Origin of the sequence: Salegentibacter flavus (genome assembly GCF_900115145.1) — a bacterium.
GTDB lineage: Bacteria > Bacteroidota > Bacteroidia > Flavobacteriales > Flavobacteriaceae > Salegentibacter > Salegentibacter flavus.
The window spans coordinates 70,846-94,803 of the sequence record NZ_FOVL01000001.1 but is presented as its reverse complement, the minus strand read 5'-3'; the positions used below and the strand labels follow the sequence as shown (position 1 = coordinate 94,803).

At 41.4% G+C, this 23,958-nt stretch carries 19 protein-coding genes; 6 read left to right on the top strand and 13 right to left on the bottom strand.

All coding sequences use genetic code 11. The features are described from left to right. The 7 genes from BM266_RS00465 to BM266_RS00435 all read right to left on the bottom strand — a co-directional run bounded on the left by BM266_RS00465 (window position 1) and on the right by BM266_RS00435 (window position 9,421). A complete protein-coding gene (locus tag BM266_RS00465; protein WP_093404497.1) occupies window positions 1-414 on the bottom strand; it encodes a Na+/H+ antiporter subunit B in 414 nt (137 codons plus the stop codon). Window positions 415-424: 10 nt separating this feature from the next. After that, window positions 425-2,734 (bottom strand): putative monovalent cation/H+ antiporter subunit A, encoded by a 2,310-nt coding sequence (locus BM266_RS00460; RefSeq protein WP_093404495.1) that lies wholly within the window; start codon window positions 2,732-2,734, stop codon window positions 425-427. A gap of 300 nt (window positions 2,735-3,034) precedes the next feature. Continuing rightward, window positions 3,035-3,322 (bottom strand): F0F1 ATP synthase subunit delta/epsilon, encoded by a 288-nt coding sequence (locus tag BM266_RS00455; RefSeq protein WP_093404492.1) that lies wholly within the window; start codon window positions 3,320-3,322, stop codon window positions 3,035-3,037. Between the two features lie 42 nt (window positions 3,323-3,364). Next, on the bottom strand, window positions 3,365-4,879 hold the full coding sequence (gene atpD, locus BM266_RS00450; protein ID WP_093404490.1) for a F0F1 ATP synthase subunit beta: 1,515 nt from the start codon (window positions 4,877-4,879) through the stop codon (window positions 3,365-3,367). Window positions 4,880-5,148: 269 nt separating this feature from the next. After that, complete coding sequence (gene glmS / locus BM266_RS00445) at window positions 5,149-6,996, bottom strand: glutamine--fructose-6-phosphate transaminase (isomerizing) (protein WP_093404487.1); 1,848 nt, start codon at window positions 6,994-6,996, stop codon at window positions 5,149-5,151. Between the two features lie 37 nt (window positions 6,997-7,033). After that, on the bottom strand, window positions 7,034-8,596 hold the full coding sequence (locus BM266_RS00440) for a BamH family beta-barrel-assembly machinery protein (protein ID WP_093404485.1): 1,563 nt from the start codon (window positions 8,594-8,596) through the stop codon (window positions 7,034-7,036). A 12-nt stretch (window positions 8,597-8,608) separates the two neighbouring features. Continuing rightward, a complete protein-coding gene (locus BM266_RS00435; protein WP_093404482.1) occupies window positions 8,609-9,421 on the bottom strand; it encodes a glycogen/starch synthase in 813 nt (270 codons plus the stop codon). A 110-nt stretch (window positions 9,422-9,531) separates the two neighbouring features. On the opposite strand from BM266_RS00435, the gene panC reads away from it, so the two are divergent. From panC to BM266_RS00405, 6 genes are read left to right on the top strand one after another with little or no spacing between them, the layout of a single operon-like run. After that, window positions 9,532-10,380 carry a pantoate--beta-alanine ligase gene (gene panC, locus BM266_RS00430; protein WP_093404481.1) on the top strand — a complete coding sequence of 283 codons (849 nt, stop codon included), beginning with the start codon at window positions 9,532-9,534 and terminating at the stop codon, window positions 10,378-10,380. Window positions 10,381-10,386: 6 nt separating this feature from the next. Then, window positions 10,387-10,737 carry an aspartate 1-decarboxylase gene (gene panD, locus BM266_RS00425; protein WP_093404478.1) on the top strand — a complete coding sequence of 117 codons (351 nt, stop codon included), beginning with the start codon at window positions 10,387-10,389 and terminating at the stop codon, window positions 10,735-10,737. Window positions 10,738-10,742: 5 nt separating this feature from the next. Continuing rightward, a complete protein-coding gene (locus BM266_RS00420) occupies window positions 10,743-11,711 on the top strand; it encodes a lysylphosphatidylglycerol synthase transmembrane domain-containing protein (RefSeq protein ID WP_093404476.1) in 969 nt (322 codons plus the stop codon). A 33-nt stretch (window positions 11,712-11,744) separates the two neighbouring features. After that, window positions 11,745-12,893 carry an alpha/beta hydrolase gene (locus BM266_RS00415; RefSeq protein ID WP_093404473.1) on the top strand — a complete coding sequence of 383 codons (1,149 nt, stop codon included), beginning with the start codon at window positions 11,745-11,747 and terminating at the stop codon, window positions 12,891-12,893. 21 nt (window positions 12,894-12,914) lie between these two features. After that, complete coding sequence (radA, locus tag BM266_RS00410; protein ID WP_093404471.1) at window positions 12,915-14,279, top strand: DNA repair protein RadA; 1,365 nt, start codon at window positions 12,915-12,917, stop codon at window positions 14,277-14,279. A 34-nt stretch (window positions 14,280-14,313) separates the two neighbouring features. Next, on the top strand, window positions 14,314-15,456 hold the full coding sequence (locus tag BM266_RS00405) for a M23 family metallopeptidase (protein WP_093404468.1): 1,143 nt from the start codon (window positions 14,314-14,316) through the stop codon (window positions 15,454-15,456). On the opposite strand, the gene BM266_RS00400 is transcribed toward BM266_RS00405, so the two are convergent. The 6 genes from BM266_RS00400 to BM266_RS00375 form a co-directional block, all read right to left on the bottom strand. Further along, window positions 15,453-16,487, bottom strand: a complete 1,035-nt coding sequence (locus tag BM266_RS00400; RefSeq protein ID WP_093404466.1) for an aldo/keto reductase — start codon at window positions 16,485-16,487, stop codon at window positions 15,453-15,455. The two genes, BM266_RS00405 and BM266_RS00400, sit on opposite strands and share 4 nt — an antisense overlap. A 24-nt stretch (window positions 16,488-16,511) precedes the next feature. Further along, window positions 16,512-17,459 (bottom strand): OmpA family protein, encoded by a 948-nt coding sequence (locus BM266_RS00395; RefSeq protein ID WP_093404464.1) that lies wholly within the window; start codon window positions 17,457-17,459, stop codon window positions 16,512-16,514. A 20-nt stretch (window positions 17,460-17,479) separates the two neighbouring features. Next, window positions 17,480-18,241, bottom strand: coding sequence for an exodeoxyribonuclease III (locus tag BM266_RS00390; protein WP_093404462.1), 762 nt, complete (start codon window positions 18,239-18,241; stop codon window positions 17,480-17,482). 105 nt (window positions 18,242-18,346) lie between these two features. After that, complete coding sequence (locus BM266_RS00385) at window positions 18,347-21,319, bottom strand: GEVED domain-containing protein (protein ID WP_093404459.1); 2,973 nt, start codon at window positions 21,317-21,319, stop codon at window positions 18,347-18,349. Between the two features lie 120 nt (window positions 21,320-21,439). Then, complete coding sequence (locus BM266_RS00380) at window positions 21,440-22,975, bottom strand: glycine--tRNA ligase (RefSeq protein WP_093404456.1); 1,536 nt, start codon at window positions 22,973-22,975, stop codon at window positions 21,440-21,442. A 64-nt stretch (window positions 22,976-23,039) separates the two neighbouring features. Next, complete coding sequence (locus BM266_RS00375; protein ID WP_093404453.1) at window positions 23,040-23,924, bottom strand: hypothetical protein; 885 nt, start codon at window positions 23,922-23,924, stop codon at window positions 23,040-23,042. Window positions 23,925-23,958: the final 34 nt, after the last annotated feature.

Sequence of the window (23,958 nt, the reverse complement as noted above, 5' to 3'; positions counted from 1 at the left end):
TTAAGCCGATTCTGATATTGTAAATATTATTGTTAAGGTGACTCCCACCACAACAAGGTATACCCCAATATCGAAAAAGAGGGCAGACCCAACATTTCCTATTACCGGAAAAGGATCAGGAAACCAGAGTCCGGTCATAAAAGGATCATCCAGTCCAATTACCGGGGCAACCCCACTAAGAAAAGCCAGGGCCAATCCTATTGGCATCAAAAAGCCGGGATGTATTTTGAGCAAATCCTTCGCTTTGGCCAGGCCGTTAGCAAATGCGTGCAATACAAAAGCTATGGCCGCAATAAGACCTCCAACAAAACCCCCGCCTGGCAAATAATGCCCTCGCAGGAGAATAAATACGGAAAACACCAACAATACCGGTAAAAGGTAATTAGATGCTGTTTTTAATATTAATGTCTTCATTTATTATTTTTTAGTTAGGCCTGTCTGAACTTTTTACGCGTAATTTCAGCAAGCCATATACTCCAATCGCCGCAATTGCGAGTACCGAAATTTCGATCAAAGTATCTGTTCCTCTAAAGTCTACCAGGATAACATTTACCACATTCTTTCCATGTGCCATTATATATGCATTTTTCGCATAGAAATCTCCAACATCGCTATTAACCGGTTCGGCTAAAACCTGCAAAGCTATAAGACTTATTAACCCTCCAAAAGTAAGGGATAGAATTCCATCGCGAATCCTCATTTTATAGTCTGATAACACCAGGTATTTAGGCAATCTGTAAAGAACCAGTACAAAAAGAATAACTGTAAGGGTATCTATTGAGAACTGGGTCATGGCCAGATCGGGAGCACTGTAAAAAACAAAAAGCAAGCAAATGGCAAGACCTACCACCCCCATCGCGGCCACGGCTCCAATACGCGACCTGGTAAAGACGGTATAGAACACGCCCGCAATAAGAATTATGGTTACCGCCAGTTCATAGGCGGTTATCTGAGATAATTTTGTATGATCTATTACCAGACGAGAATTTCCTATAAAGATATAGCCCACCAGAATCACCAGAAAAAGTATAATGGTAGTTACATAATTCCGGAGATAACCGTTTTGGAAAACATTTGTCCAGAATTTTGAAAATGCTCCAAAAAAGTAAGTTAGTTTTTTCAAAATGCTTTCTGGAGAAACCGGTTCTAATTTACCAATCCGGTTTTCAAGTTTTTCTGAAGGCTTCAGAATAAAATAAAGCAGAATCCCTACCACAATAGTAATTATACTTAACACCAGGACCGTATTAAACCCGTGCCATAAGGCCAGGTGAATATCTGAAGCATCTTTACCCAAGGCTGTAACCACAGGTTTCACCAGGTACGACTCAATCAAGGCAGGGAATATTCCGAATACAATTCCCAGAATTGCCAACAGCAATGGCGGTACCCACATCAATGGGTCGGGCATCTTAGCTTCGGTAAATTTTTCGGGTAACCTCCCTGTAAAAGGTTTTATCCCGGCAACAAACCCTGCATAAAGCAGTAGAATTTTGGTAAGAACAATCGCGGCAACTATTAGGATCACCATTCCTGTGGAATGTGTACTGGCTTCATAGGTGAGTTCTTTTCCGAGGAAACCAACGCTTGGCGGTATTCCGGCACTGGAAATCGCAGCAAGAAAACCTGCTGCAGCAACTGGCATCATCACTTTTCGCAATCCTGCCAGAACTGTTACATTTCGCGTTCCTGCCTGAAGATCTATTATCCCGGTAACCAGGAATAAGGTAGCTTTATAAAGCGCGTGCACGATTATAAAAACGGCTGCTGCCAGGAATGCTCCCTGACTTCCGAGACCGATTAGGAAAACCAAAATACCAAGGGCCGAAATGGTTGAATAGGCAAGCACTCCTTTAAGATCGGTGCGAAATAAGGTATGGACTGCTGAATATAACATGGTTATACCTCCCACGACAATAAGCGTGGTATTCCAGAAATTGGTATCCCCCAATACAGGGGTAAAACGCATTAATAAATAAACCCCGGCTTTTACCATTGTTGCCGAGTGCAAATAAGTAGACACTGGCGTTGGCGCCTTCATCGCTCCGGGTAACCAGAAATGAAACGGGAATTGCGCAGATTTTGTGAAAGCAGCGCCGAAAATAAAAATCACGGCAAGAATATAAAACTCATGTCCAGCAAGAGCCTCTTTCATTGTCATCATTTCAGTAATGCTGTAGGTGCCCGTCATGCTACCAAGCAGCAGGGCTCCAGCAAGTAAAGAAAAACCACCAAATCCGGTAATACCTAATGCGGTAAGTGCAGATTTTCTTGAGGCCTCACTTGTATTGTTAAACCCGATAAGAAAGAAAGAACTTATACTGGTAAGCTCCCAGAAAACAAACATAGAAATAATGTTATCTGAAAGCACCAAACCTAACATAGCCCCCATAAAAACGCTCAAATAGGCGTAAAAGCGATCCAGGTACTGGTGATTTTTTAAATAGGAAGAAGTGTATACATATACCAGAAAACCAATCCCTGTAATCATTAATGAGAACAAAAGTGAAAGCCCATCTAAACTAAATCCGAGATTCACTCCAAAGGATGGGACCCACTCATAGGTTTTGCTCACAACCTCTCCCGAGGCTATCCTCGGAATAAATGAAGCGAAATATATAAAAAGAGATAACGGGATAAGTGCAGAAACAACAGCCAATTTACCTTTAAAAAACCTTCCTGCGAAAACCAGGAAAAAAGCAAATAAAAACCCTAAAAGTATAGCTGTTAGCATATTTTTCTTTAAAATTCCGTTCTCGGCAAATATAGCAGATATTATTTAAGTTTAATAAGGAAAATGGGGCATAAACTGCGGTTTTGCAAGGTTCTGAATTTAGATTATCTTAAAAAAGCGAAAATTCAGCTACTTTCTTAAATTATTGAAAATTCAGTATCTGAAAATAGGCTTAAATTCTTACCTAATTTCAGAATGAGCACCCAAGAAAATTTTTACCCGATTCTGAAATATTTCAGCAATTAAAAAGCCGAAGGAATTTCCTTCGGCTTTTTATAAAATATATTCAGAAGCTAAAACCTAATCTGCAAGGATTATAGCTTTGTTATCCTTCATTTCTAAAACCCCTCCCTGAATCGGGTAATAGAGAACTTTTTCGCCTTCCTTTCTAAAATCAGAAGAAAGATCTTCTAAAAAACCTCTGCTTACGTTGGTAAGACTAATCTTAACTTCACCCTTGGTTAAAGTGGAAACGATAGGCGCGTGATCATTAAGCATCTGGAATTCACCATTTGCTCCCGGCACCTTTACCGCATCAACTTCAGCCTGGAAAACTACCGCTTCGGGGGTTACGATTTCTAATTGCATAGTTATCTAATGTTTTGAACTTCCGCATTTGCGGAAAGGCTTTTAGTCTTCTTCAGCAAGCATTTTCTCACCTGCCTCGATAGCTTCTTCTATTGAACCTTTAAGGTTGAAGGCTGCTTCAGGAAGGTGATCCAATTCCCCGTCCATGATCATATTAAAACCTTTAATGGTTTCTTTAATATCTACAAGCACTCCTTTAAGTCCGGTAAACTGCTCGGCTACGTGGAAGGGCTGAGAAAGGAAACGCTGCACCCGTCTTGCACGGGATACCGCAAGTTTATCTTCTTCAGAAAGTTCTTCCATACCAAGAATAGCGATGATATCCTGCAATTCTTTATAGTGTTGTAACAACTCTTTTACTCGTTGTGCACAATCGTAATGTTCATCTCCTAAAATTTCAGGAGTAAGAATTCTTGAAGTTGAATCAAGAGGATCTACCGCTGGATAAATACCAAGTTCGGCAATCTTACGGGACAATACTGTAGTTGCATCCAGGTGGGCAAAAGTTGTTGCCGGTGCCGGGTCAGTAAGGTCATCGGCAGGTACGTATACCGCCTGTACCGAGGTAATCGATCCATTTTTAGTAGAAGTAATACGCTCCTGCATTGCCCCCATCTCGGTAGCAAGCGTTGGCTGGTATCCTACAGCTGAAGGCATACGCCCAAGAAGTGCAGACACCTCTGAACCTGCCTGGGTAAATCGGAAAATGTTATCTACGAAGAAAAGCACATCTTTCCCCTGTCCTTCTCCAGCTCCATCACGGAAGTATTCAGCAATTGTAAGACCAGAAAGAGCAACACGCGCACGTGCTCCCGGTGGTTCGTTCATTTGTCCGAATACGAAGGTAGCTTTAGACTCACGCATTACGCTTTTGTCCACTTTTTTAAGGTCCCATCCGCCTTCTTCCATAGAATGCATGAAGTCGTCACCATATTTTATAATACCAGATTCAAGCATTTCCCTAAGAAGATCATTTCCTTCACGGGTACGCTCTCCTACTCCGGCAAATACCGAAAGACCACCGTGGCCCTTGGCAATATTATTAATTAATTCCTGAATAAGTACTGTTTTACCTACCCCGGCACCACCAAAAAGTCCAATCTTACCACCTTTTGCATAAGGTTCGATAAGATCGATCACTTTGATACCAGTAAATAAAACTTCAGTAGAAACAGATAAGTCCTCAAATTTTGGCGCATCCCTGTGAATAGACATACCATCTTTTCCGGATTTAGGTAAATTCCCAAGTCCGTCAATAGCATCACCTACCACATTAAACAACCGACCATAGACTTCTTTACCAACTGGCATTTGAATAGGCGCTCCCGTAGCAACTACCTCAACTCCACGGCTCAAACCATCTGTAGAATCCATAGAAACCGTTCTAACAGTTTCTTCACCCACGTGAGATTGAACCTCCAATACCAAAATGGAACCGTCTTTTCTTGTAATTTCCAAAGAGTCGTAGATCTTTGGTAAGTCAGTATTTTCTGAGTCGAACACGACGTCAACTACAGGGCCAATAATCTGGGCAACTTTACCTGTTACTTTAGACATTATCTAATTCTTTAATGTTTAGTATTTAAAAATCTTAAAAAACACCGCCGGGAAATTATTATTAATCAAAATTCCAAACAGGTTATTTTCAGGCTGCAAAGATAGTTTTTTCTTGATAAAATCATACCCCTGCTCAAATAACTTTTTGCTACATAAACCGATATCTGCTAAAGGCAGATTATTCTTAATTTCTGCGGAAAATAAGCTCGTAAAAAAAGCCTTTCAAAATTAAATCTGAAAGGCTTTTGTAAATATTTATTCTGAATATTTTATTCTACTGTTACCGATTTAGCCAAATTTCTTGGCTGGTCTACATTCTTACCGAGCATCACCGCAATATGGTATGATAATAACTGAAGCGGGATGGTAGTCAACAACGGAGTCAAAAGTTCCATAGTTTCCGGCACTTCGATCACGTGGTCTGCAAGGTCTCTAACTTCTTCATCCCCCTTGGTAACCACAGCAATAATCTTTCCGCTTCTGGATTTGATCTCCTGTATATTGCTCACAACCTTTTCATAATGTCCCTTTTTAGTTGCAATCACAATAACAGGCATATGTTCATCAATCAGCGCGATAGGCCCGTGCTTCATTTCGGCAGCAGGATAACCTTCTGCGTGTATATAAGAAATTTCTTTCAACTTCAGAGCGCCTTCCAGTGCTACCGGAAAGTTAAAGCCCCTACCAAGGTACAGGCAGTTTCTCGCGTCTTTATAAATATCGGCGATAAATTTTATATTCTCGTTAGACTCCAGGGCAAGTTTAACCTTCCCGGGAATACGTTCCATCTCCTGAAGAAGAAGCATGAAGTCCGGATGAGAAATTGTCCCTTTATGTTTGGCCAGTTTAAGCGCCATTAAAGTCAATACGGTAATCTGGGTTGTAAAGGCTTTGGTTGAAGCGACTCCAATTTCGGGCCCCGCGTGGGTATATGCACCCGCGTGAGTTTCACGTGAAATAGAAGAACCTACCACATTACAAACCCCAAAAACAAAAGCACCCTTTTCTTTGGCTAGCTTAATCGCCGCCATAGTATCGGCTGTTTCTCCACTCTGAGAAATCGCGATCACTACATCATTTTCTGAAATAATCGGGTTACGATATCTGAATTCAGAGGCATATTCTACCTCCACAGGAATACGCGCCAGATCTTCGAAAATATACTCTGCAACCAGCCCGGCGTGCCAGGAAGTTCCGCAGGCAACTATTATAATTCTTTTAGCGTTGGAGATTCTTTCAATATTATCATCAACCCCGGCCATTCTGACAATACCCTTATCAGCAAGCATTCTTCCGCGAAAAGTATCACTTATAGCACTGGGTTGTTCATAAATTTCCTTCAGCATAAAGTGCTCGTAACCACCTTTTTCAATTTGCTCAAGGTTAAGCTGAAGCTCCTGAATATAAGGATCTACAAGAGAATCATCTTTGATTTTTCTGACTTTTACACCTTTATCTCTTCGCACAACAGCCATTTCCCCATCTTCCAGGTAGATAGCGTTGTTGGTATATTCAATAAATGGGGAAGCATCTGAGGCAATAAAGAATTCATCTTCTCCAACCCCTATAGCCAACGGACTTCCTAAACGGGCAACAACTATCTCATTTGGTTTTCTTTTATCGAAAACAGCGATAGCATAAGCCCCCACGGTTTGATTCAGCGCGATTTGCACGGCTTTCCCTAATTTTACACCTTCCTTGTTTGAAACATCTTCAATAAGATTTACAAGGACTTCGGTATCAGTATCGCTTTCAAAGGTATATCCACGGGTTTTCAGCTCTTTTTTAAGGGCATCATAATTTTCAATAATCCCATTGTGAATTATTACAAGATTTCCTGAATTTGAATAATGAGGATGAGAATTCACATCGTTTGGCACTCCGTGAGTAGCCCAACGGGTATGCCCTATCCCAACATTTCCTTTAGTGGAAATTGAACTTTCAAGTTTTTCTTTTAAATCTGCAACTTTGCCTTTAGTCTTACAAAGTTTAAGTTCTTCTCCGTCATAAAGAGCAATCCCGGCACTATCGTAACCGCGATATTCCAGTCTCTGAAGCCCTTTGAGCACTACAGGATAAGCATCCCTATGCCCAATATAACCAACAATTCCGCACATAATTTAAGTTATTGGTAGTAGTTAAGTTAATTGTTTTTTATTCTGTGGTTCGGGTATAATAAATCCAAAGTTTAGGTTGCTTCTCTTCATCTTCAGCCGCATTCCCATAAAGGACCGTTCCCAGAGGCGCCAAAACAGACATCGCTGGCACACGGCTTACTTCTCCACTATCTCTTACAGCAGAGTTAGCGGTTTGATTTATGTTTTGTGTAATCACTAAACCAAGTTTGACGTTCTCTCCTTCGTTATTGAGAATTTGATTAACGTGCTGAGTAAGATTTAAGCTATATTTTATTCCGTTTTCATTTTCATCCCGCTCCAGGGGTTTTGAAAAAGTCTTCATTGATTCTGAAGGGTCTTCAGGATTAAAGTCACCAATAAATTGCTCGGCAAAAGAATAATCAGCAATAATCCTGTTGTTTTCCAAATCATAGACATACAACCTGTCAGGTTCCTGTGCGCCCGCCATAAAGTCCTGGTTCACATAAAACTGAAGATTAACTTCATTAATGAGCCAGTTATTTTCTTTTAGTTCTTCTATTTCGGATTCATTTTCAAAGAGCTCAATTATTGCCATACTTCCCTCACCACCTTTAAGGAAAATATTCTCTTCCCCGTTTTCAGTGTCTGCAGCAGTAATGGCCTGGAGCACATCTGCTGGGAATTCACCTTCAAAAGTATTCACAGCATTGCTGCCAAACTTTAGTTGATAACTCCCTCCCTTTTCAACCGTTTCAGCATCTCCATCATCATTGGTTTCTTCTGCTTCATAGGTATAATAAAGATTTACATCCCCTTTACCCAGATTAAGAAGAATTTGGCTACTTGCATCGTTATTCGCTTCGGCTTTTAGAAAAAGGCCTCGGAAATAGTCTCTGAAGTTATTATTATTGCTTAATTCTGATGATCCTTCTTTGTTTATTATCTTCTGCTGAAAATAATCTACAGGAAGTTTTATTCTCAAAGCGGGCCCGGTTGTGGTGGTGTCTGCTTCTCCTACTTCATCGTAACCATAATTCACGATTGCCTCTGAAGAAGGTTCAAAATTATCATTTTCATAAAGCACATCGCCCACAAGGTTTTGCTCAATAAGATCTTGTTGATCTGAATAATATTTCTGGCGACTCTGAAAATCGGCATCAGGATCGAAATCGGCTAAAAAATAACGTGATTCCTGAACTGAAAGCTTGAAGCTTCCTTCCCCAAAAATAGAATCCAGGCTATATTCAATATTCCCCTCTTCATCACTTTCACCTTCGGTACTATAAAACGGAATAGTAAGAACTACGCTATCTAATTGGGTATTATCTCCAAAACCAGGATTGGTTGTAGTGAGGGAAAGCTGGGAAAAAATGCTCGCTGCGGTTTCCCCGTAAACGGGGTCGCTATATACTCCAAGTAAATAATCTGAAAGGTTGTTGGTTTGTACTGAATTTATTTTTTTACTGTAAGTTGTCACTTCCAGTTTCTGCAATTCTACATCGGTAGGGTTTTCGATTATTTCTCCTCCTACAGTACTAAACTCATCATCACATGCTACTAAAACAAAGCTTACAGCCAAAAGCGCTGCAATTTTGCTTGTCAATCTTTTAAAATTCATTCGGTATTTTTTCTATTGGGGTAAAACTTTTTCGGTGTAAAAATCCTGATAGGCCTGGGTGAATTCTTCCCGATTTTTATAAGGAAGTATAGGTTTTTTAAGTTTGGTCATATAATCAGACAACTCGGCCGGGATTTCTTCACTGCCCTGGATAAGAGCATCAGAATGATCGGCAGCGGTTTTCATCAGGTTAACATAATTTGGATTTTTCAGGTGTTTCAAGTCCTGATTTTCCATTCCGTCAAACAATACTTTTTCCTGCATATCTTCACTTAACGTACCATCGAAACTTTGATTGTACACCGAGGTCACAATTTTTGCATTATTAAAAAGCGGTTCGTTACCGTAATAACGTCTTAAATAGAGCGGCAATAAGGAAGCAAGCCACCCGTGAACGTGAATTATATCGGGAGACCAGTTTAATTTTTTAACGGTTTCGATCACACCTTTTGCAAAAAAGATGGCGCGCTCGTCATTATCATCGAAAAGGTTCCCATCTTCATCGGTAAGGGTAGCCTTCCGCTTGAAATAGTCTTCATTATCAATAAAATAAACCTGCATCCTTTCTTTAGGTATAGAGGCCACTTTTATGATTAAAGGCATATCAAGATCGTTGATCACCAAATTCATCCCAGAGAGTCGAATCACTTCGTGTAACTGGTGGCGACGTTCATTGATATTACCAAACCTAGGCATAAATATTCTAATTTGCCCCCCAAGGTTGTTTACCATTTTTGCGGCTTCAAAAGACGTGGATGATATTTCGGTTTCAGGTAGGTAAGGTATAACTTCAGACGAGACGTACAATATCCTCTTATCTTTCATAAATTCATTGCTTTAATTGCAGTTGCGAATAAAAAACACGCAAAATTACAAAATTTTATGCAGATTGCCCTTAATATATTAAGTTTGCACGCTGTTAATTTTTTGATAATATGCAGATTTTTAAGAAAAAAGAGGCCCTTCAAACGGCGGTGAGCAAGCTTAAATCTCAGGGAAAAACCCTGGGATTAGTGCCTACTATGGGTGCGCTTCACGAAGGACATCTGTCGTTGGTGCAAAACGCTGAAAAGATCTGTGACCAGGTTGTGGTGAGCATCTTCGTGAATCCCACGCAATTCAATAATCCTCAGGATCTTGAGAAGTATCCACGTGGCCTGCAGAAAGATATAGATTTACTGGAAACCCTGAACCCAAATTTATGGGTTTTTGCCCCTACTGCTTACGAGCTTTATGGCGAAAATGTTATTTCAGAAGAATTTGATTTTGGAAGTCTGGGTGAGGTTATGGAAGGAAAGTTCCGCGCAGGACATTTTGACGGAGTGGGCACAGTAGTAAAAATGCTTTTTGAAATAGTAAAACCTCACAAAGCTTTCTTTGGGCAGAAAGATTATCAACAATTACAAGTTATTCGTAAATTAACAAAAGACGAGAATCTTCCGGTAGAGGTAATTGGCTGCCCCATACTTAGGGAAGCTAACGGCTTGGCCCGTAGTTCGAGGAATGAACTCCTGAACCCCACACAGCGGGAAAACGCCGCATTTATACACCAAACCCTGCTGAAATCCAGGGACTTATTTGGCACAAAAAGTGTTAACTACATCACCGATTGGGTCAATGCTCAGTTCGAAAATCACCCCTTTTTAAAGCTGGAATACTTCGAAATTGCTGAGGCCTCATCCCTGAAAAAAATAAACCGAAAAAGAAAAGGGCAGGATTATCGTGCTTTTATCGCAGCCTATGCCGGGGAAGTTCGCTTAATTGATAATATAGCTCTAAATTAATTAGAAATGCAGGTACACGTAGTAAAATCTAAAATTCATCGCGTAAAAGTAACGGGCGCAGATCTTAATTATATTGGCAGCATAACCATAGATGAAGACCTTATGGATGCGGCTAACATCATAGAAGGCGAGAAAGTCCAGATTGTTAATAATAATAATGGCGAACGCCTGGAGACCTACGTTATTCCCGGACCCAGAAATTCTGGAGAAATAACCCTAAATGGTGCGGCTGCAAGAAAAGTAGCCAAAGGCGATGTACTTATCCTTATTGCCTATGCCATAATGGAATTTGAAGAAGCTAAAACATTTAAGCCCTCATTGGTATTTCCTAACGAAGAAAACAACCTGTTGAGTTAATTTTTTTGAACAAAAAAACTATAAAAATACTAAAGATTATTCTCCCCCTACTACTCGGGTTTATTTTCATTTGGTATTCCCTTCAAAGCGCAACCCCAGAGGAACGTCGGGAGCTTTTAGACAATATCATAAATGCCAACCCACTTTGGCTAATTCTTTCCCTCATTTTTGGTACACTTTCACATATGTCCCGTGCATACCGGTGGCAGTATATGCTGGAACCTATGGGGTACAAACCCCGCTTCGCAAATTCTTTTATGGCAGTTATGGCGGGTTACCTGGCCAATTTTGGCATTCCACGATCCGGGGAAGTTCTTCGGGCTGCTACGCTTTCCAGCTATGAAAAAATTCCTTTTGAAAAAGCCTTCGGCACTATAATTTCTGAAAGGATTGCCGATATAGTGGTTATGCTCGCAATTATGGGTTTTACGCTTATCCTGCAAACCGAACATCTACTCACTTATTTTAAAACTAATCAGATCAACCCACTAATTACTATCACAATATTATTTCTGCTGCTACTGGCAGGGGTAGGAGGCATCTGGTTAATAAAACGCTCCAACCTACCTTTCCTGGTCAAAATCAGAAATTTGGCACAAGGTCTAATCGAAGGTATGCGTAGCATTTTCCGAATGAAACAAAAATGGGCTTTCCTTTTCCATACCCTGTTTATCTGGCTGATGTACCTCCTAATGTTTTACGTCATAAGTTTCTCTGTGCCTGAAATGGCACCCCCTGGAACGGGTATGATGCTTGCCGCCTTTGTCGTAGGTTCGCTGGCAATTTCAGCAACAAATGGCGGAATTGGCGTTTATCCGGTAGCTATTGGCGCCATTCTTGTGCTTTTCGGGATAAGCAAACAATCCGGGGAGGCCTTTGGCTGGCTTACCTGGGGGACACAAACCCTTTTAGTGCTTGTACTGGGCGCACTCTCCTTCATTTTACTTCCTGTTTTTAACCGTAAGAATAATTGATTATCTTGGGGTTCTATAATCAATTTAACACCTATGATGAAAAAATTACTCTTAATGGCAGCATTTCTTGCTCCAATATTCACATTTTCACAAACCCTTTACGAAACGATTAACTCTGAAAAACTCGGGGAAGAAAGACAATTAAAAATTCAGTTACCGCGGAATTATGAGGCAAATACTGAAAAAATCTATCCGGTAATGATCGTACTGGACGGCGACTATCTCTTTGAGCCTGTTGCCGGGAATGTAGATTATTATTCCTACTGGGAAGATGCTCCCGAAATGATCGTTGTAGGAATCAATCAGTACGGCAGTCGTGAATATGATGCCGCTTACGACGAGCAAAATTTTCTCCCATCCGGCGATGGTGCAGCCTTTTTTGAATTCCTGGGAATGGAATTGATGCAGTATTTAGATAATAAATACCGTACAACCGATTTTAGGGTAATCCTAGGTCACGATTTCACTTCTAACTTTATTAATTATTACCTCTTCAAGCCCGATCCCCTTTTTGACGGTTATATAAACCTTAGTCCGGACCTTGCTCCTCAAATGACGGAAAGGATCACCAACTCCCTGGCTAAGTCTGAAACAAAAAAATGGTACTACCTGGCTACGGGAAGTGACGATATTGCTCAGCTCAAGGAAAAAATACTTTCTTTTGATAATCAGTTAAAGACTTTGGATAATAAAATGGTTGAATACCATTTCGACAATTTCGAGAACACCACACATTATTCTTTGGTAGGAAAAGCTATTCCTTCGGCATTGTCAAGCATGTTCAAGGTTTACAGTCCAATATCTGTAAAAGATTATAACGAGGTCCTCCTGCAAACTTCTATTTCACCGGTTGAATATCTTACGGACAAATACGAAACCATAAACGAGCTTTTTCACGTAGAGAAGCAAATAAGACTGAACGATTTTATGGCAATTTACAACGCTATAGAAAAAACCCGCCGCTGGGATGATTACCACGAACTAAGTAAAATGGCAGAGAATCATTATCCCGGGACAATGCTAGCCACCTATTTTGAGGCGCGCTATGAAGAGGAAACAGGAAACCCCAGAAAGGCGATGCGAACCTACCAGAAAGCCTACGGACAAGAAAAAATTGCCTTCCTGGACACCGATTTTATGCTTGCCAAAGCCGATGCGATTAAAAAAGATTTCGGTTATTAGCATAAAAATTCAGAAGCTTAAATGGCTAAGGCAAAGACTACTTTTTACTGCCAGAATTGTGGCAGCCAATATTCAAAATGGCAGGGAAAATGTTCGGCCTGCGGGCAATGGAACACTATAGTTGAAGAACTGGTACAAAAACCGGATCCCAAAGACTGGAAAACTCCTGCTTCTAAAGAAACCAAAAGGGCAAATCGGCCCCTAAAAATTGCCGAGATCGAGACCTCTCCCGAAAATCGCTGGAAAACCTCAAACAATGAATTAGACAGGGTTTTGGGTGGCGGTCTCGTGCCCGGTTCTCTCACTTTGCTCGGTGGTGAACCGGGAATCGGGAAAAGCACTTTGCTGCTTCAGATTTCGCTTCAGCTAAATTATAAGGTGCTATATGTTTCCGGCGAAGAAAGTCAGCAGCAGATAAAAATGCGGGCTGAACGCATCAATCCCAATCCGGCGAACTGTTATATTCTAACCGAAACCAAGACTCAAAATATTTTTAGGCATATAGAAACTGTAGAGCCACAGGTGGTGATCATAGATTCAATTCAAACCCTTCACAGCGATTATATAGAAAGTTCTCCCGGCAGTATTTCCCAGATAAGGGAATGCACCGCCGAACTTATAAAATTCGCCAAGGAAACCGATACTCCTGTAATTCTTATTGGTCATATCACCAAGGAAGGCAGTATCGCGGGCCCTAAAGTTTTGGAACATATGGTAGACACCGTTCTTCAGTTTGAAGGCGACCGAAATCACGTGTACCGAATCCTTCGCGCTCACAAAAACCGCTTTGGTTCTACCCACGAACTGGGAATTTACGAGATGCAGGGCAGCGGGTTGAGGGAAGTGACCAATCCTTCTGAAATACTTATCTCTAAAAATGACGAAGACCTCAGCGGGACTGCTATTTCGGCCACCCTCGAAGGGATGCGCCCGTTGATGATTGAGATTCAGGCTTTGGTTAGCACAGCTGTATATGGTACTCCCCAACGCTCGGCAACCGGTTATAATGTGAAAAGACTTAATATGCTGCTGGCAGTGCTGGAAAAACGAGCCGGATTCCGCCTGGGAGCGAAAGATGTCTTTCTCAATGTAACCGGAGGAATAAGCGTAGACGATCCCGCAATTGATCTTGCAGTGGTCGCAGCAATTCTGTCTTCCAATGAAGATATTGCGGTTGAAAAAGACATTTGCTTTGCCGCTGAAGTTGGTCTTGCGGGGGAAATTAGACCTGTGACCAAGGTAGAGCAGCGAATTATGGAGGCTGAGAAACTCGGTTTCGCAAAAATTATGATCGCAAAACAAAGCAAGATCCCTAAAAATAATTTTTCCATAGAGATCATTAAAGTCGCCAAAATTGAAGATGTGGTGAGTCATCTTTTCGGGTAAAACTGGCATAGTTACTGCCTTAATGTAGGCGACTATGAAAAAGACATTGCAGATAAAAATACTTGTAATCAGCCTTGTTTTACTAAGCACTGCCTGTTCCCAGATCAATACGGCTTCCGATTTTATCACCAATCCAACCGCAAAGGAAAAATACCAGCGGGATTTCGATATTTCTGATGAATTATATGAGCTATGGCAATCCAGGGTGGATCTTGCGCTGATGGATAACGTTAATATAGAGTTTCCATATGCCGAAACGGGGAAATTCTCTCCCCGTAGTTTCCATATCTATTCCTATGAAATGGAGCTGCAACCGGGAGAAATTCTCTCATTTGAGGCCGAAACAGATTCAGTTAAAGATCTGGTATTCATTGAACTTTATCAGAAAAAAGGAGATTCAACTTCAGGTTTTGAAAAAATTAAAACCGCTGAATTTCAGAAAAAGGAATTTAGTTTTGAACCTGAAGAGGCGGGAAGCTATAAACTGATAATCCAACCGGAAATTGAGGCTAACACCCCTTTTTTATTTAAAATGCAAAAAAGACCGGCCTATTTGTTCCCGGTCCTGGCTGGTAAAAACAATTCTATACAAAGTTACTGGGGCGCGGTGAGAGGCGGAGGTACCAGAAGCCACGAAGGAATAGATATTTTTGCTAAACGCGGAACTCCGGTAGTAGCGGCCACAGATGGGCATATCACCTATACCGGTGAAAAAGGCCTGGGAGGTAAACAGGTATGGCTGCGCGACAATAAAAGAAACCAATCTTTGTATTACGCCCACTTAGACAGTATTCATCCAAATTCAGGAAAAGTAAAGGTGGGAGATACTCTGGGCTATGTAGGAAATACCGGAAACGCCCGCACCACACCACCACATCTACATTTCGGGATTTACAAAAGTTATGGGGGCGCGATAAATCCACTGAGTTTTGTATTCCAATCCCAGAAATTGGAGATTGAGGATTCTCCTGAAAACCTCTATCCCGGTAAACTATTGGTCACCTCTTCAAAGGCTAATCTGAGAAACCGACCTGCTACCAGAAACTCCACAGTCCTGAAAACCCTCACCGCTAATGACACTTTAAATTTCCTTGGAAAATCAAAAGACTGGTATCACGTAAGGACTTTTGAAGACAGAGCAGTGTTTATTCACCAAAGTCTTGTAAGCCCGATTTAGGGAGCCGGATTTGGAATTCTCTCGTGAACAGCGTTTATTTCCTCAAGTATTTCAGAAGAAAGCTCCAGGTCTATGCTTCCGATATTTTCAGCAAGTTGATCAAGATTGGTCGCACCAACAATGTTACTGGTTACAAAGGGCTGCTGATTGATAAAAGCGAGTGACATTTGTGCAAAACTGAGCCCATGTTTTTTAGCGATTTCGCTGTATTCCCTGGTGGCTTTCACCGCCTGATCTCCTGAATATCTTTTGTACTGCGGAAAGAGATCCAGCCTGCTATTTTTCTTTATTCCATCCAGATGTTTCCCGGTTAAAACCCCCATTCCAAGCGGTGAATAAGGCAGATAACCCACCTTTTCCCGATGTAGAATCTCAGTCAGCCCAATTTCGTCTTTTCGGTTTAAAAGATTATATGGATTCTGAACAGTAAGCACTCTTGGCAGATCCTTCTTGCTTTCCTCAAGGAAACGCATTAGTCCATAAGGAGTTTCGTTTGAAAGACCTATGTACTTTATCTTTCCTTTTTTCACGAAATACTGGAGGTTAGAAAGCACCTCTTCAAAATTTTCCTTCCAGCCTTCATCTTCGTCTAATGAAAACCCTCTTTTCCCAAAAAAATTTGTTTGTCGCTCCGGCCAGTGCAACTGATATAAATCAATCACATCGGTTTGCAGGCGTTTTAAGCTTTTATCGAGAGCATCTTCCAAGGCTTCCCTGGAATAATCAAGTTTCTCACGGATATGAGCCACCTGCTCCCCCGGGCCAGCAATTTTTGAAGCCAGGACAATCTCATCTCTTCTTTTGGTTTTGTTAAGCCAGGTTCCTATTATTTCTTCGGTTCTTCCCTGGGTTTCGGGGCGGGCGGGCACGGCATACATTTCAGCAGTATCAAGGAAATTTACTCCTTTATCCAGCGCAAGCTCGATTTGCTGATGGCCTTCGACTTCTGTATTCTGTTCTCCCCAGGTCATTGTGCCCAGGCATATTTTACTTACTTTTATATCGGTATTCGGTAGGTTAGTATATTTCATATCATAATTTCCTAAGGAAAATCTTTATTCCTCTTCGTTTAACAATTTGGTTACCTCATCAAGTTTTGGAGTAAGAATAACTTCTATTCTTCTGTTTTTTGATCTGCCTTCCGCAGTTTCATTTGTAGCAACCGGAGCATGTTCACCACGCCCGGCAGCGGTAAGGTTTTGTGGGTCTATATTATTATTTGCACGAAGGATTTGGACAATGGAGGTTGCTCTCTTGGTTGAAAGATCCCAATTATCTTTTAGAGGCCCGCTTCCGCCATATGGCACATCATCGGTATGACCCTCTATTAGCACAGCGATATCAGGATTTTGTGCCAACACCTGTCCTAACTGCTGTACCGCTTGTCTTCCTTCGGAATTTACTGCCCAGCTTCCCGAGCTAAAAAGCAATTTATTTTCCATAGAGACATAAACTTTCCCATCGCGTTGTTCTACACTTAAGCCTTTACCTTCAAAATTGGTAAGCGCCTTAGAAATCGCGTCTTTAAGCGCGTTCATTTTGGCATCTTTGGCTGCTATTAGTCCCTCCAGCTCATCGATTCTCCTCGATCTCGAATCCAAATCTTTTTGTAACCTAGTCAATCGAGCCTGCTCCTGTGCAAGCGCATTTTCCTTTTCTTCCAGCTCTGCCAGAAGTTGGCGATTTTGGCGGGAATTATCAGCAATGGCCGCCGAGCTGTTTTCTTCCAGGGCATCATAAGAATCCTTCAGGGTCTCGTATTTTCTTCTATTGCTCGCCAGCTCTTCTTTTAAACGATCTCTTTCTGCAACGGCTTCAGCATAATCCTTATTTAATACTGAAAAGTCTTCATCGAGATTTTTGTATTTATCAAGGTCGCTTTTAAGGTTTCGATTTTCCCGCTTCAGGTCGGCATGTTTGCTTTCAAGGTCATTGTAGACTTTTGAAGACACACAGGAAGTAAGGGAAAAAATCACAACAAACAACAAGGCTATTTTCTTCATAATTAAGGGTTTTCGGGATTTTATCTAAGCTCCAGCAATACGGGGCAATGATCGCTGTGATATGCTTCCGGTAATATAACGGCTCGTTTTAACTTATCTTGCAATGGCTCTGCCACTAAATTATAATCTATTCTCCAGCCTTTGTTATTGGCACGCGCATTGGCACGGTAACTCCACCAGGAATATTGATCGGCCTCCTCATTAAAGTACCGGAAAGAGTCTATAAATCCACTTTTTATAAATCTGTCCAGCCACTCCCGTTCTACAGGAAGAAATCCGGAAACATTCTTTAAACGAACCGGGTCGTGGATATCGATGGGTTGATGGCAAATATTATAATCTCCACAGATCACCAAATTGGGAACTTCGAGTTTAAGATTGTCTATATATCGCTGAAAATCGTCCATATACTGCAGTTTATGCTCAAGACGATTGATATTTGTACCCGAAGGCAGATAAAGGCTCATTACCGAAAACTCTTCGAAATCTACTCTAATGTTACGACCTTCAAAATCCATGTAATCTATCCCTGTACCGAATTCAACGTTCTCAGGTTTGGTTTTACTCAGGATGGCCACACCACTATAGCCTTTTTTTTGTGCTGGATACCAATAGTGATATGGGTATCCAGCCTCTTCAAAATCCTCGAGGTTAAGTTGTTCGGGCTGGGCTTTAATTTCCTGAAGACAAACCACATCTGGATCTACCTGCTGTACCCAATCTAAAAATCCCTTTCTAAGTGCTGCTCTTATTCCGTTTACATTATAGGAAATAATCTTCATTTAATCTGTTTTGCTCAAAAATAAGGCTTCCGGGAAAAACCACAAGTTCCGGAATTCAATTAAAAAAATAACGTTATTTGAAAAATTTATAAAGGTAGAAACTCATTATTTTACGATAATCCTTTTTACTCTTCCCACTTCCCAAGTACCCACCCGCACCAGGTAAACTCCTCTTGCGGCATAGCTCATATCAAATTCATAAACATAGGCGTTACCATCGCTCATTATTTGATTTTCTATCATTTGTTGGCCAAGTATATTGTATACGCTTATTCTTAGTGGTTGATCATAGGTGGTTTCGAGAATGGCCTTAAAATGCTTCTGGTCCTTAGAAAGGATAACGAATTCTGCTTCTGAAAGCAGGTGATCATCAATATCCAACGTGCTATCTGTTATGGTTACTGTATAATCGTGGGTAGTACCATATTGCATAACAGAACATGGAGAATTTAGATCTCCACTCCATTCCGGATTTGTATCTCCCGCCCTTATTCTTAAAAGATGTTGCCCCAACGGCGCATCTTGCGGAAGATCAAATTCAAAAGTTTCCCAGGCCTTATAGCGGGTTAACGGCTGAGATTCAATAACCATTTCAGAATCTTCAAAAACTGCATTGTCATTGAAATCTATCCACATAGAAAATTGTTCCCTTTCCTCGGCAACAAAGGAAGTTTGCACTGATACTTCCTGCGTGCCTTCAGAGCGGTCTATTATAGTTGTCTGATCGGTAAAATCGATGTAGCCGTTTCCGCAGGGAATATTTTCATTTAAAATATCGCCGAGTTCAAAGGCCCAGATTCCATCTCCAAAGCTACAATCACTCCCTCGAGGAATACAATCCATACTAACAATGGTTTCTTCTACTGAATCGTTTTCTGGTTTTGTGTCGGTTTCGAGCAAAGTACTGGCTGTTATTTCATACCATCCCGAGCTGGAAAGATCTACAGTTTCAGAAAATGTGAAGACCTCATCTTCCCCAACGCCTAAAACGCCCGGGAAATTCTCAACCACACTAAAATTATTTCCCAACTGATAGCTTACCTGAAAACCTTCCTGAGGCATACCACCAAAATTTTCGATGGTAACTACTACTTCCTCCGTTGAATCCAGGAACTCCCCTGTTTCAGGTGCATCAATAGAACTTATTCCAATATCGTTAGGAGATAGATGCCGTATTGTCTCTGTCAGACTGTTGTTTGTGTCATTTTCATCGGCAGCCGGATTTACACTTACTGTAATTTCATACTCTGCCCCGGATTCTGAAAGGTCTACCGTTTCACTAAAAGTATATTCCATCATTTCGGTGCTTTCAAGGGTTTGGTTCACCGTCTCTGTGATTGTTCCTCCTCCATTTATAGAATAACTCACTTCAAAATCAGTTTGGGAATTTCTTCCCAGGTTTCTGATTCTAATAATTATTTCTTCATTCTCTCCCAGTGTTGACTCAACAGGAGCCACTAATTTTGTAAGCGCAAGGTCATTGTTATATTCCGGGGCGATCCTGAAGGTTCCAACCTGGTTAATGCGCTGTTCGCCTTCAAATACTTCGCCTATATACCAGAAAGTTAATCCGTCCTGGGCATCTACACTCATATGGGAATAATCTCCATAGCGAAAACTGGGATTCGGACTAATCCCTTCTATAATACTTTCTTCTTCCACGGTCATAACTCCTCTGGGATCTCCTTCAAACCTACCTGTAAAACGCAAAGAAGGCGGAATTGGCCGCTCCGGACTATCATCCAGAACAGTATAGCCTAAACCTATATTCCCTTCAGCATCAATAGCGATACTACCCCCGAACCTGTCACTTTTATCAGGAGCATAAGTACCTTCCTGGTATACCTGCCATTGATCTCCATCCTGGCGCTGCCGAAGTTCATACCATCTCACTGCAGCATGCTCGGCTGCACTGGGTTCAATATCTACCACAAAATTCATTACCACCGAGTTGTGAGTCCCAAACCTGCGATATTGGGTAGCGTACATCATGGTAGCTTGTAACGCATCCAGATCAGGGGCATCAAAAGGCTGAGATAAATTCTTAAACGAGCCTCCATCAAAAGTAGAATGAAAAGGCGACACTCCTTCTGCAACTCCCAGTTCCTGGGATTCAGAAATAGTAGAATTGCCCGGCTGATTCCAATCTACATTCACCAACCATAATTTTAAATGATCTTCATTTACACCTTCCCAGGAGTCATCCTGCATGTAAATAATAGGGGAATTCCCCGGCGGCGGTAATTCTCTTCCGTTAACATGGAAGGCAGCCGGGCTATAAAATCTGGTGGTTTTGATTCCCGGAAGTGGAAAACCAATCACCTGAGCTGATTCTCCTCTTAACATTTTATCGCGCTCCATCACGTATATCACCTCACTTTGGTCGGCGGTAGTATTGTCTTTATTGGTAGTGAAATAATAACCATCGCTCCAAACCGACAACTTTGGATAATCGGGATACATTCCATTTGTTGGAAAACGATAGGTGTACCATCCGGAATTAACAGGGTCAGGTCCTTGAGAAACCGCTATTAGAAAACTTCCCGGAAGCGTGTCCATCTGACTAATAACATATCGATCGGCGTTTTCGTCATAAACCACAATTGGATCTCCTCCTCTTTCGTTTGTAAACTCCCCGCCTATACTTGCAAGATCTGCCGGCGGCGTTAACTGGTTTCCGTTTTTATCGAATATTGAAAAAGCAGCATTCCAGGCATTTACATAATGATTAGGACCCGCCACTCCAGTAGGATCTGAAGGAGTCGCCCGAGTACTCACTGCCTCAAAATTCAGTTTTTTTTCACCGGAAAGTTTTACATCTCCCATTTTACTCTGTCTTACGGGATCTTCTCCTCTGGGCAGACCTTTCCCCGGAACTATTTTATTAATGCCCCGGTTTCTGGGATTAAAGAGTTTGTACTCTGTTGTAGGCGTAATTAACCTTGTTTTTGAAAATGCTGCAGATGGCACTGCCTGGGCCGAATCGATATACGCAGGACCGGCTACTTCCCTTTCCTGAGCCACGGTAGTATGTTGAAAAACATAGAATAACGTAATTAGTAATAGTATTTTTTTCATCTACAGCGATTCTTGATATATTCCTTAAAAATAATCATTATCAGGATAATAGAAACAAAAGAGGCACTTAATAAACTATTAAATGCCTCTTTTGTAAGATCTAGCTGAATTAAATAATTCTTACTTCAGCCATTTTTTAAAGTCGACTTCCTCTTTTATAAGAGTTGCCAATTCTGAGATTTTCACCCGTTTTTGCTCCATACTATCCCTGTAGCGAAGGGTCACGGTCTTATCCTCCAAAGATTCGTGATCCACTGTAATACAAAACGGTGTTCCCGCAGCATCCTGACGGCGGTAGCGACGACCAATTGCATCTTTTTCATCATACTGTACCTGTAAATCCCATTTCAATTCGTCTATAATCTCCTGAGCAAGTTCGGGTAAACCATCCTTTTTAACCAATGGAAGCACGGCAGCCTTGGTTGGTGCCAGCACAGCAGGAAGTTTTAAAACCGTTCTGCTGCTTCCATCTTCAAGTTGCTCCTCCTTTAAAGATGAAGAAAATACGGCAAGGAACATTCGGTCTAAACCAATGGAGGTTTCAATTACGTAAGGCACATAATTCTCCTTAAGTTCAGGATCATAGAACCGCAGTTTTTTTCCTGAATGTTCTTCGTGTGCTTTAAGGTCAAAATCTGTGCGGGAATGGATTCCCTCCAATTCTTTAAATCCGAAGGGGAAATTAAATTCTATATCTGTGGCGGCATTGGCATAATGCGCCATTTTTTCGTGGTCGTGAAAACGATAGTTTTCTTTTCCTAAACCAAGGGAATCATGCCAATTCTGGCGGGTTTCCTTCCAGTGTTCAAACCACTTCAGCTCTTCGCCGGGACGTACAAAAAATTGCATCTCCATCTGTTCAAACTCCCGCTGGCGGAAAATAAACTGCCTGGCGACAATCTCATTTCTGAAAGCTTTACCAATTTGTGCTATTCCAAAAGGAATTTTCATCCTTCCGGTTTTCTGAACATTAGAAAAGTTTACGAAGATCCCCTGGGCTGTTTCCGGCCTGAGGTATAGATCTGAAGCAGTCTCGGCCGAAGCGCCTAATTTTGTGCCAAACATAAGATTGAATTGCTTGACATTGGTCCAGTTCTTCGAACCGCTTTCAGGGCAGGCTATCTCCAATTCTTCAATAAGAGCTTTCACATCATCGAGATCCTCTTCTGTCAACGACTTTGCAAGCCGCTCTAGAATCTCTTTCCGCTCCTTACGGTAACGAATAACCCGCGGATTGGTCGTCACAAATTCCTCTTCATTGAAGGCATCTCCAAAACGCTTTCGTGCTTTCGCAATTTCCTTCTCCGCCTTTTGATGGATCTTTTCAGCATAATCCTCCACCAGCACATCGGCACGGTAACGTTTCTTAGAATCTTTATTATCAATAAGCGGATCATTAAAAGCATCTACATGGCCTGAAGCCTTCCAGGTGGTAGGATGCATCAGGATTGCGGCGTCAAGGCCAACAATATTCTGGTGCAGTTGCACCATGCTTTTCCACCAGTAATCTTTGATGTTCTTTTTTAATTCGGCTCCGTTCTGACCATAATCGTATACGGCGCTTAATCCGTCATAAATTTCACTCGACGCAAAAATATACCCATACTCCTTAGCATGGGATATTACATTTTTAAATAAATCTTCTTGTTTTGCCATAGCGCAAAAATAAAAAAACCACCCCGATATTAGTCAAGGCGGCCTTTGAAATTTAAATTTTTAATTATCTAAGACTAAAAGATCCTGTTCCCAGCAATATGTCTTCGGCATAGACATAAACCTTATAGGTTCCTTCAAGCAGTTTTTCTTCGTTGGTGTTAGCCAAAATACAAACATCCAGCTCATTGTTTTCATAAAAAACCTTAGAGGCTGCACTATATACCATAGGCCCACCTTCGTGGTTTACTACAATTTCATCGCCTACCAATTCATTTTCCGGGTTATAGACCTGAACGTACATATTTCTTTCTCCGGGTCCGGCAAGATCATTGGCAGTAATGGTGAAACAAGTTCTTATCTGATCTATTCTTCGGGTGCGGTCGTTTTCCACCAGCTTTCCACTGTTTCTAACAATCACCCCTTCTCCCGAGAGACCGGTTATTTTAAGTTGTGAAGCTCTGTCTACCTTGTTTGACAAACTTTGATTTGTATTTTGAAGGGAATCTGAAATTCGGGTTCTTTCCTGAAGGGCTACGCTGGTGCTATCCAGACTTGTTGCCATTCTTTGATTCTGGGCGCTTAAACTATCTACTATCCTAAATAATTTTTCCCTTTCCACCTTTAAATTGGATATCTCTCTTTGGAGTCGGGTATTCATGGCATAGGTAGCATCATAATCCTGAACCGAATCCAGAAGACGTTCTATCCTATCGCGTGCGTTCACAAGATCCTGATCCAGAACTTCATTTTCCTCGATCGCCTCGTCATATTTGACGATAAGGTCATTGAGTTCATCTTCAATTACGGCTTTTTCCTTTTGGAGGATCGCCTTGTTTTCCTTCTCTTCATTATAAAATTTCACGGTATAAATGCCCAGGACTACAAGGGCAACTGCCAGAATACCGGTTAAGACCTTCAAGGCTGTATTGTTCTTCTTTTCAGTCATCATATAATAGAATTTAGTTTGTAAATTTAGGAGTTTA

Coding starts and splice junctions, on each gene's coding strand:
- atpD (WP_093404490.1), bottom strand. CDS start 4,879: ATGTCTAAAGTAACAGGTAAAGTTGCCCAGATTATTGGCCCTGTAGTT.
- BM266_RS00380 (WP_093404456.1), bottom strand. CDS start 22,975: ATGGCAAAACAAGAAGATTTATTTAAAAATGTAATATCCCATGCTAAG.
- BM266_RS00405 (WP_093404468.1), top strand. CDS start 14,314: ATGAAAAAGACATTGCAGATAAAAATACTTGTAATCAGCCTTGTTTTA.
- BM266_RS00390 (WP_093404462.1), bottom strand. CDS start 18,241: ATGAAGATTATTTCCTATAATGTAAACGGAATAAGAGCAGCACTTAGA.
- BM266_RS00395 (WP_093404464.1), bottom strand. CDS start 17,459: ATGAAGAAAATAGCCTTGTTGTTTGTTGTGATTTTTTCCCTTACTTCC.
- BM266_RS00465 (WP_093404497.1), bottom strand. CDS start 414: ATGAAGACATTAATATTAAAAACAGCATCTAATTACCTTTTACCGGTA.
- BM266_RS00400 (WP_093404466.1), bottom strand. CDS start 16,487: ATGAAATATACTAACCTACCGAATACCGATATAAAAGTAAGTAAAATA.
- BM266_RS00415 (WP_093404473.1), top strand. CDS start 11,745: ATGATGAAAAAATTACTCTTAATGGCAGCATTTCTTGCTCCAATATTC.
- BM266_RS00435 (WP_093404482.1), bottom strand. CDS start 9,421: ATGAAAGATAAGAGGATATTGTACGTCTCGTCTGAAGTTATACCTTAC.
- BM266_RS00440 (WP_093404485.1), bottom strand. CDS start 8,596: ATGAATTTTAAAAGATTGACAAGCAAAATTGCAGCGCTTTTGGCTGTA.
- BM266_RS00375 (WP_093404453.1), bottom strand. CDS start 23,924: ATGATGACTGAAAAGAAGAACAATACAGCCTTGAAGGTCTTAACCGGT.
- panC (WP_093404481.1), top strand. CDS start 9,532: ATGCAGATTTTTAAGAAAAAAGAGGCCCTTCAAACGGCGGTGAGCAAG.
- BM266_RS00385 (WP_093404459.1), bottom strand. CDS start 21,319: ATGAAAAAAATACTATTACTAATTACGTTATTCTATGTTTTTCAACAT.
- BM266_RS00460 (WP_093404495.1), bottom strand. CDS start 2,734: ATGCTAACAGCTATACTTTTAGGGTTTTTATTTGCTTTTTTCCTGGTT.
- panD (WP_093404478.1), top strand. CDS start 10,387: ATGCAGGTACACGTAGTAAAATCTAAAATTCATCGCGTAAAAGTAACG.
- BM266_RS00455 (WP_093404492.1), bottom strand. CDS start 3,322: ATGCAATTAGAAATCGTAACCCCCGAAGCGGTAGTTTTCCAGGCTGAA.
- radA (WP_093404471.1), top strand. CDS start 12,915: ATGGCTAAGGCAAAGACTACTTTTTACTGCCAGAATTGTGGCAGCCAA.
- glmS (WP_093404487.1), bottom strand. CDS start 6,996: ATGTGCGGAATTGTTGGTTATATTGGGCATAGGGATGCTTATCCTGTA.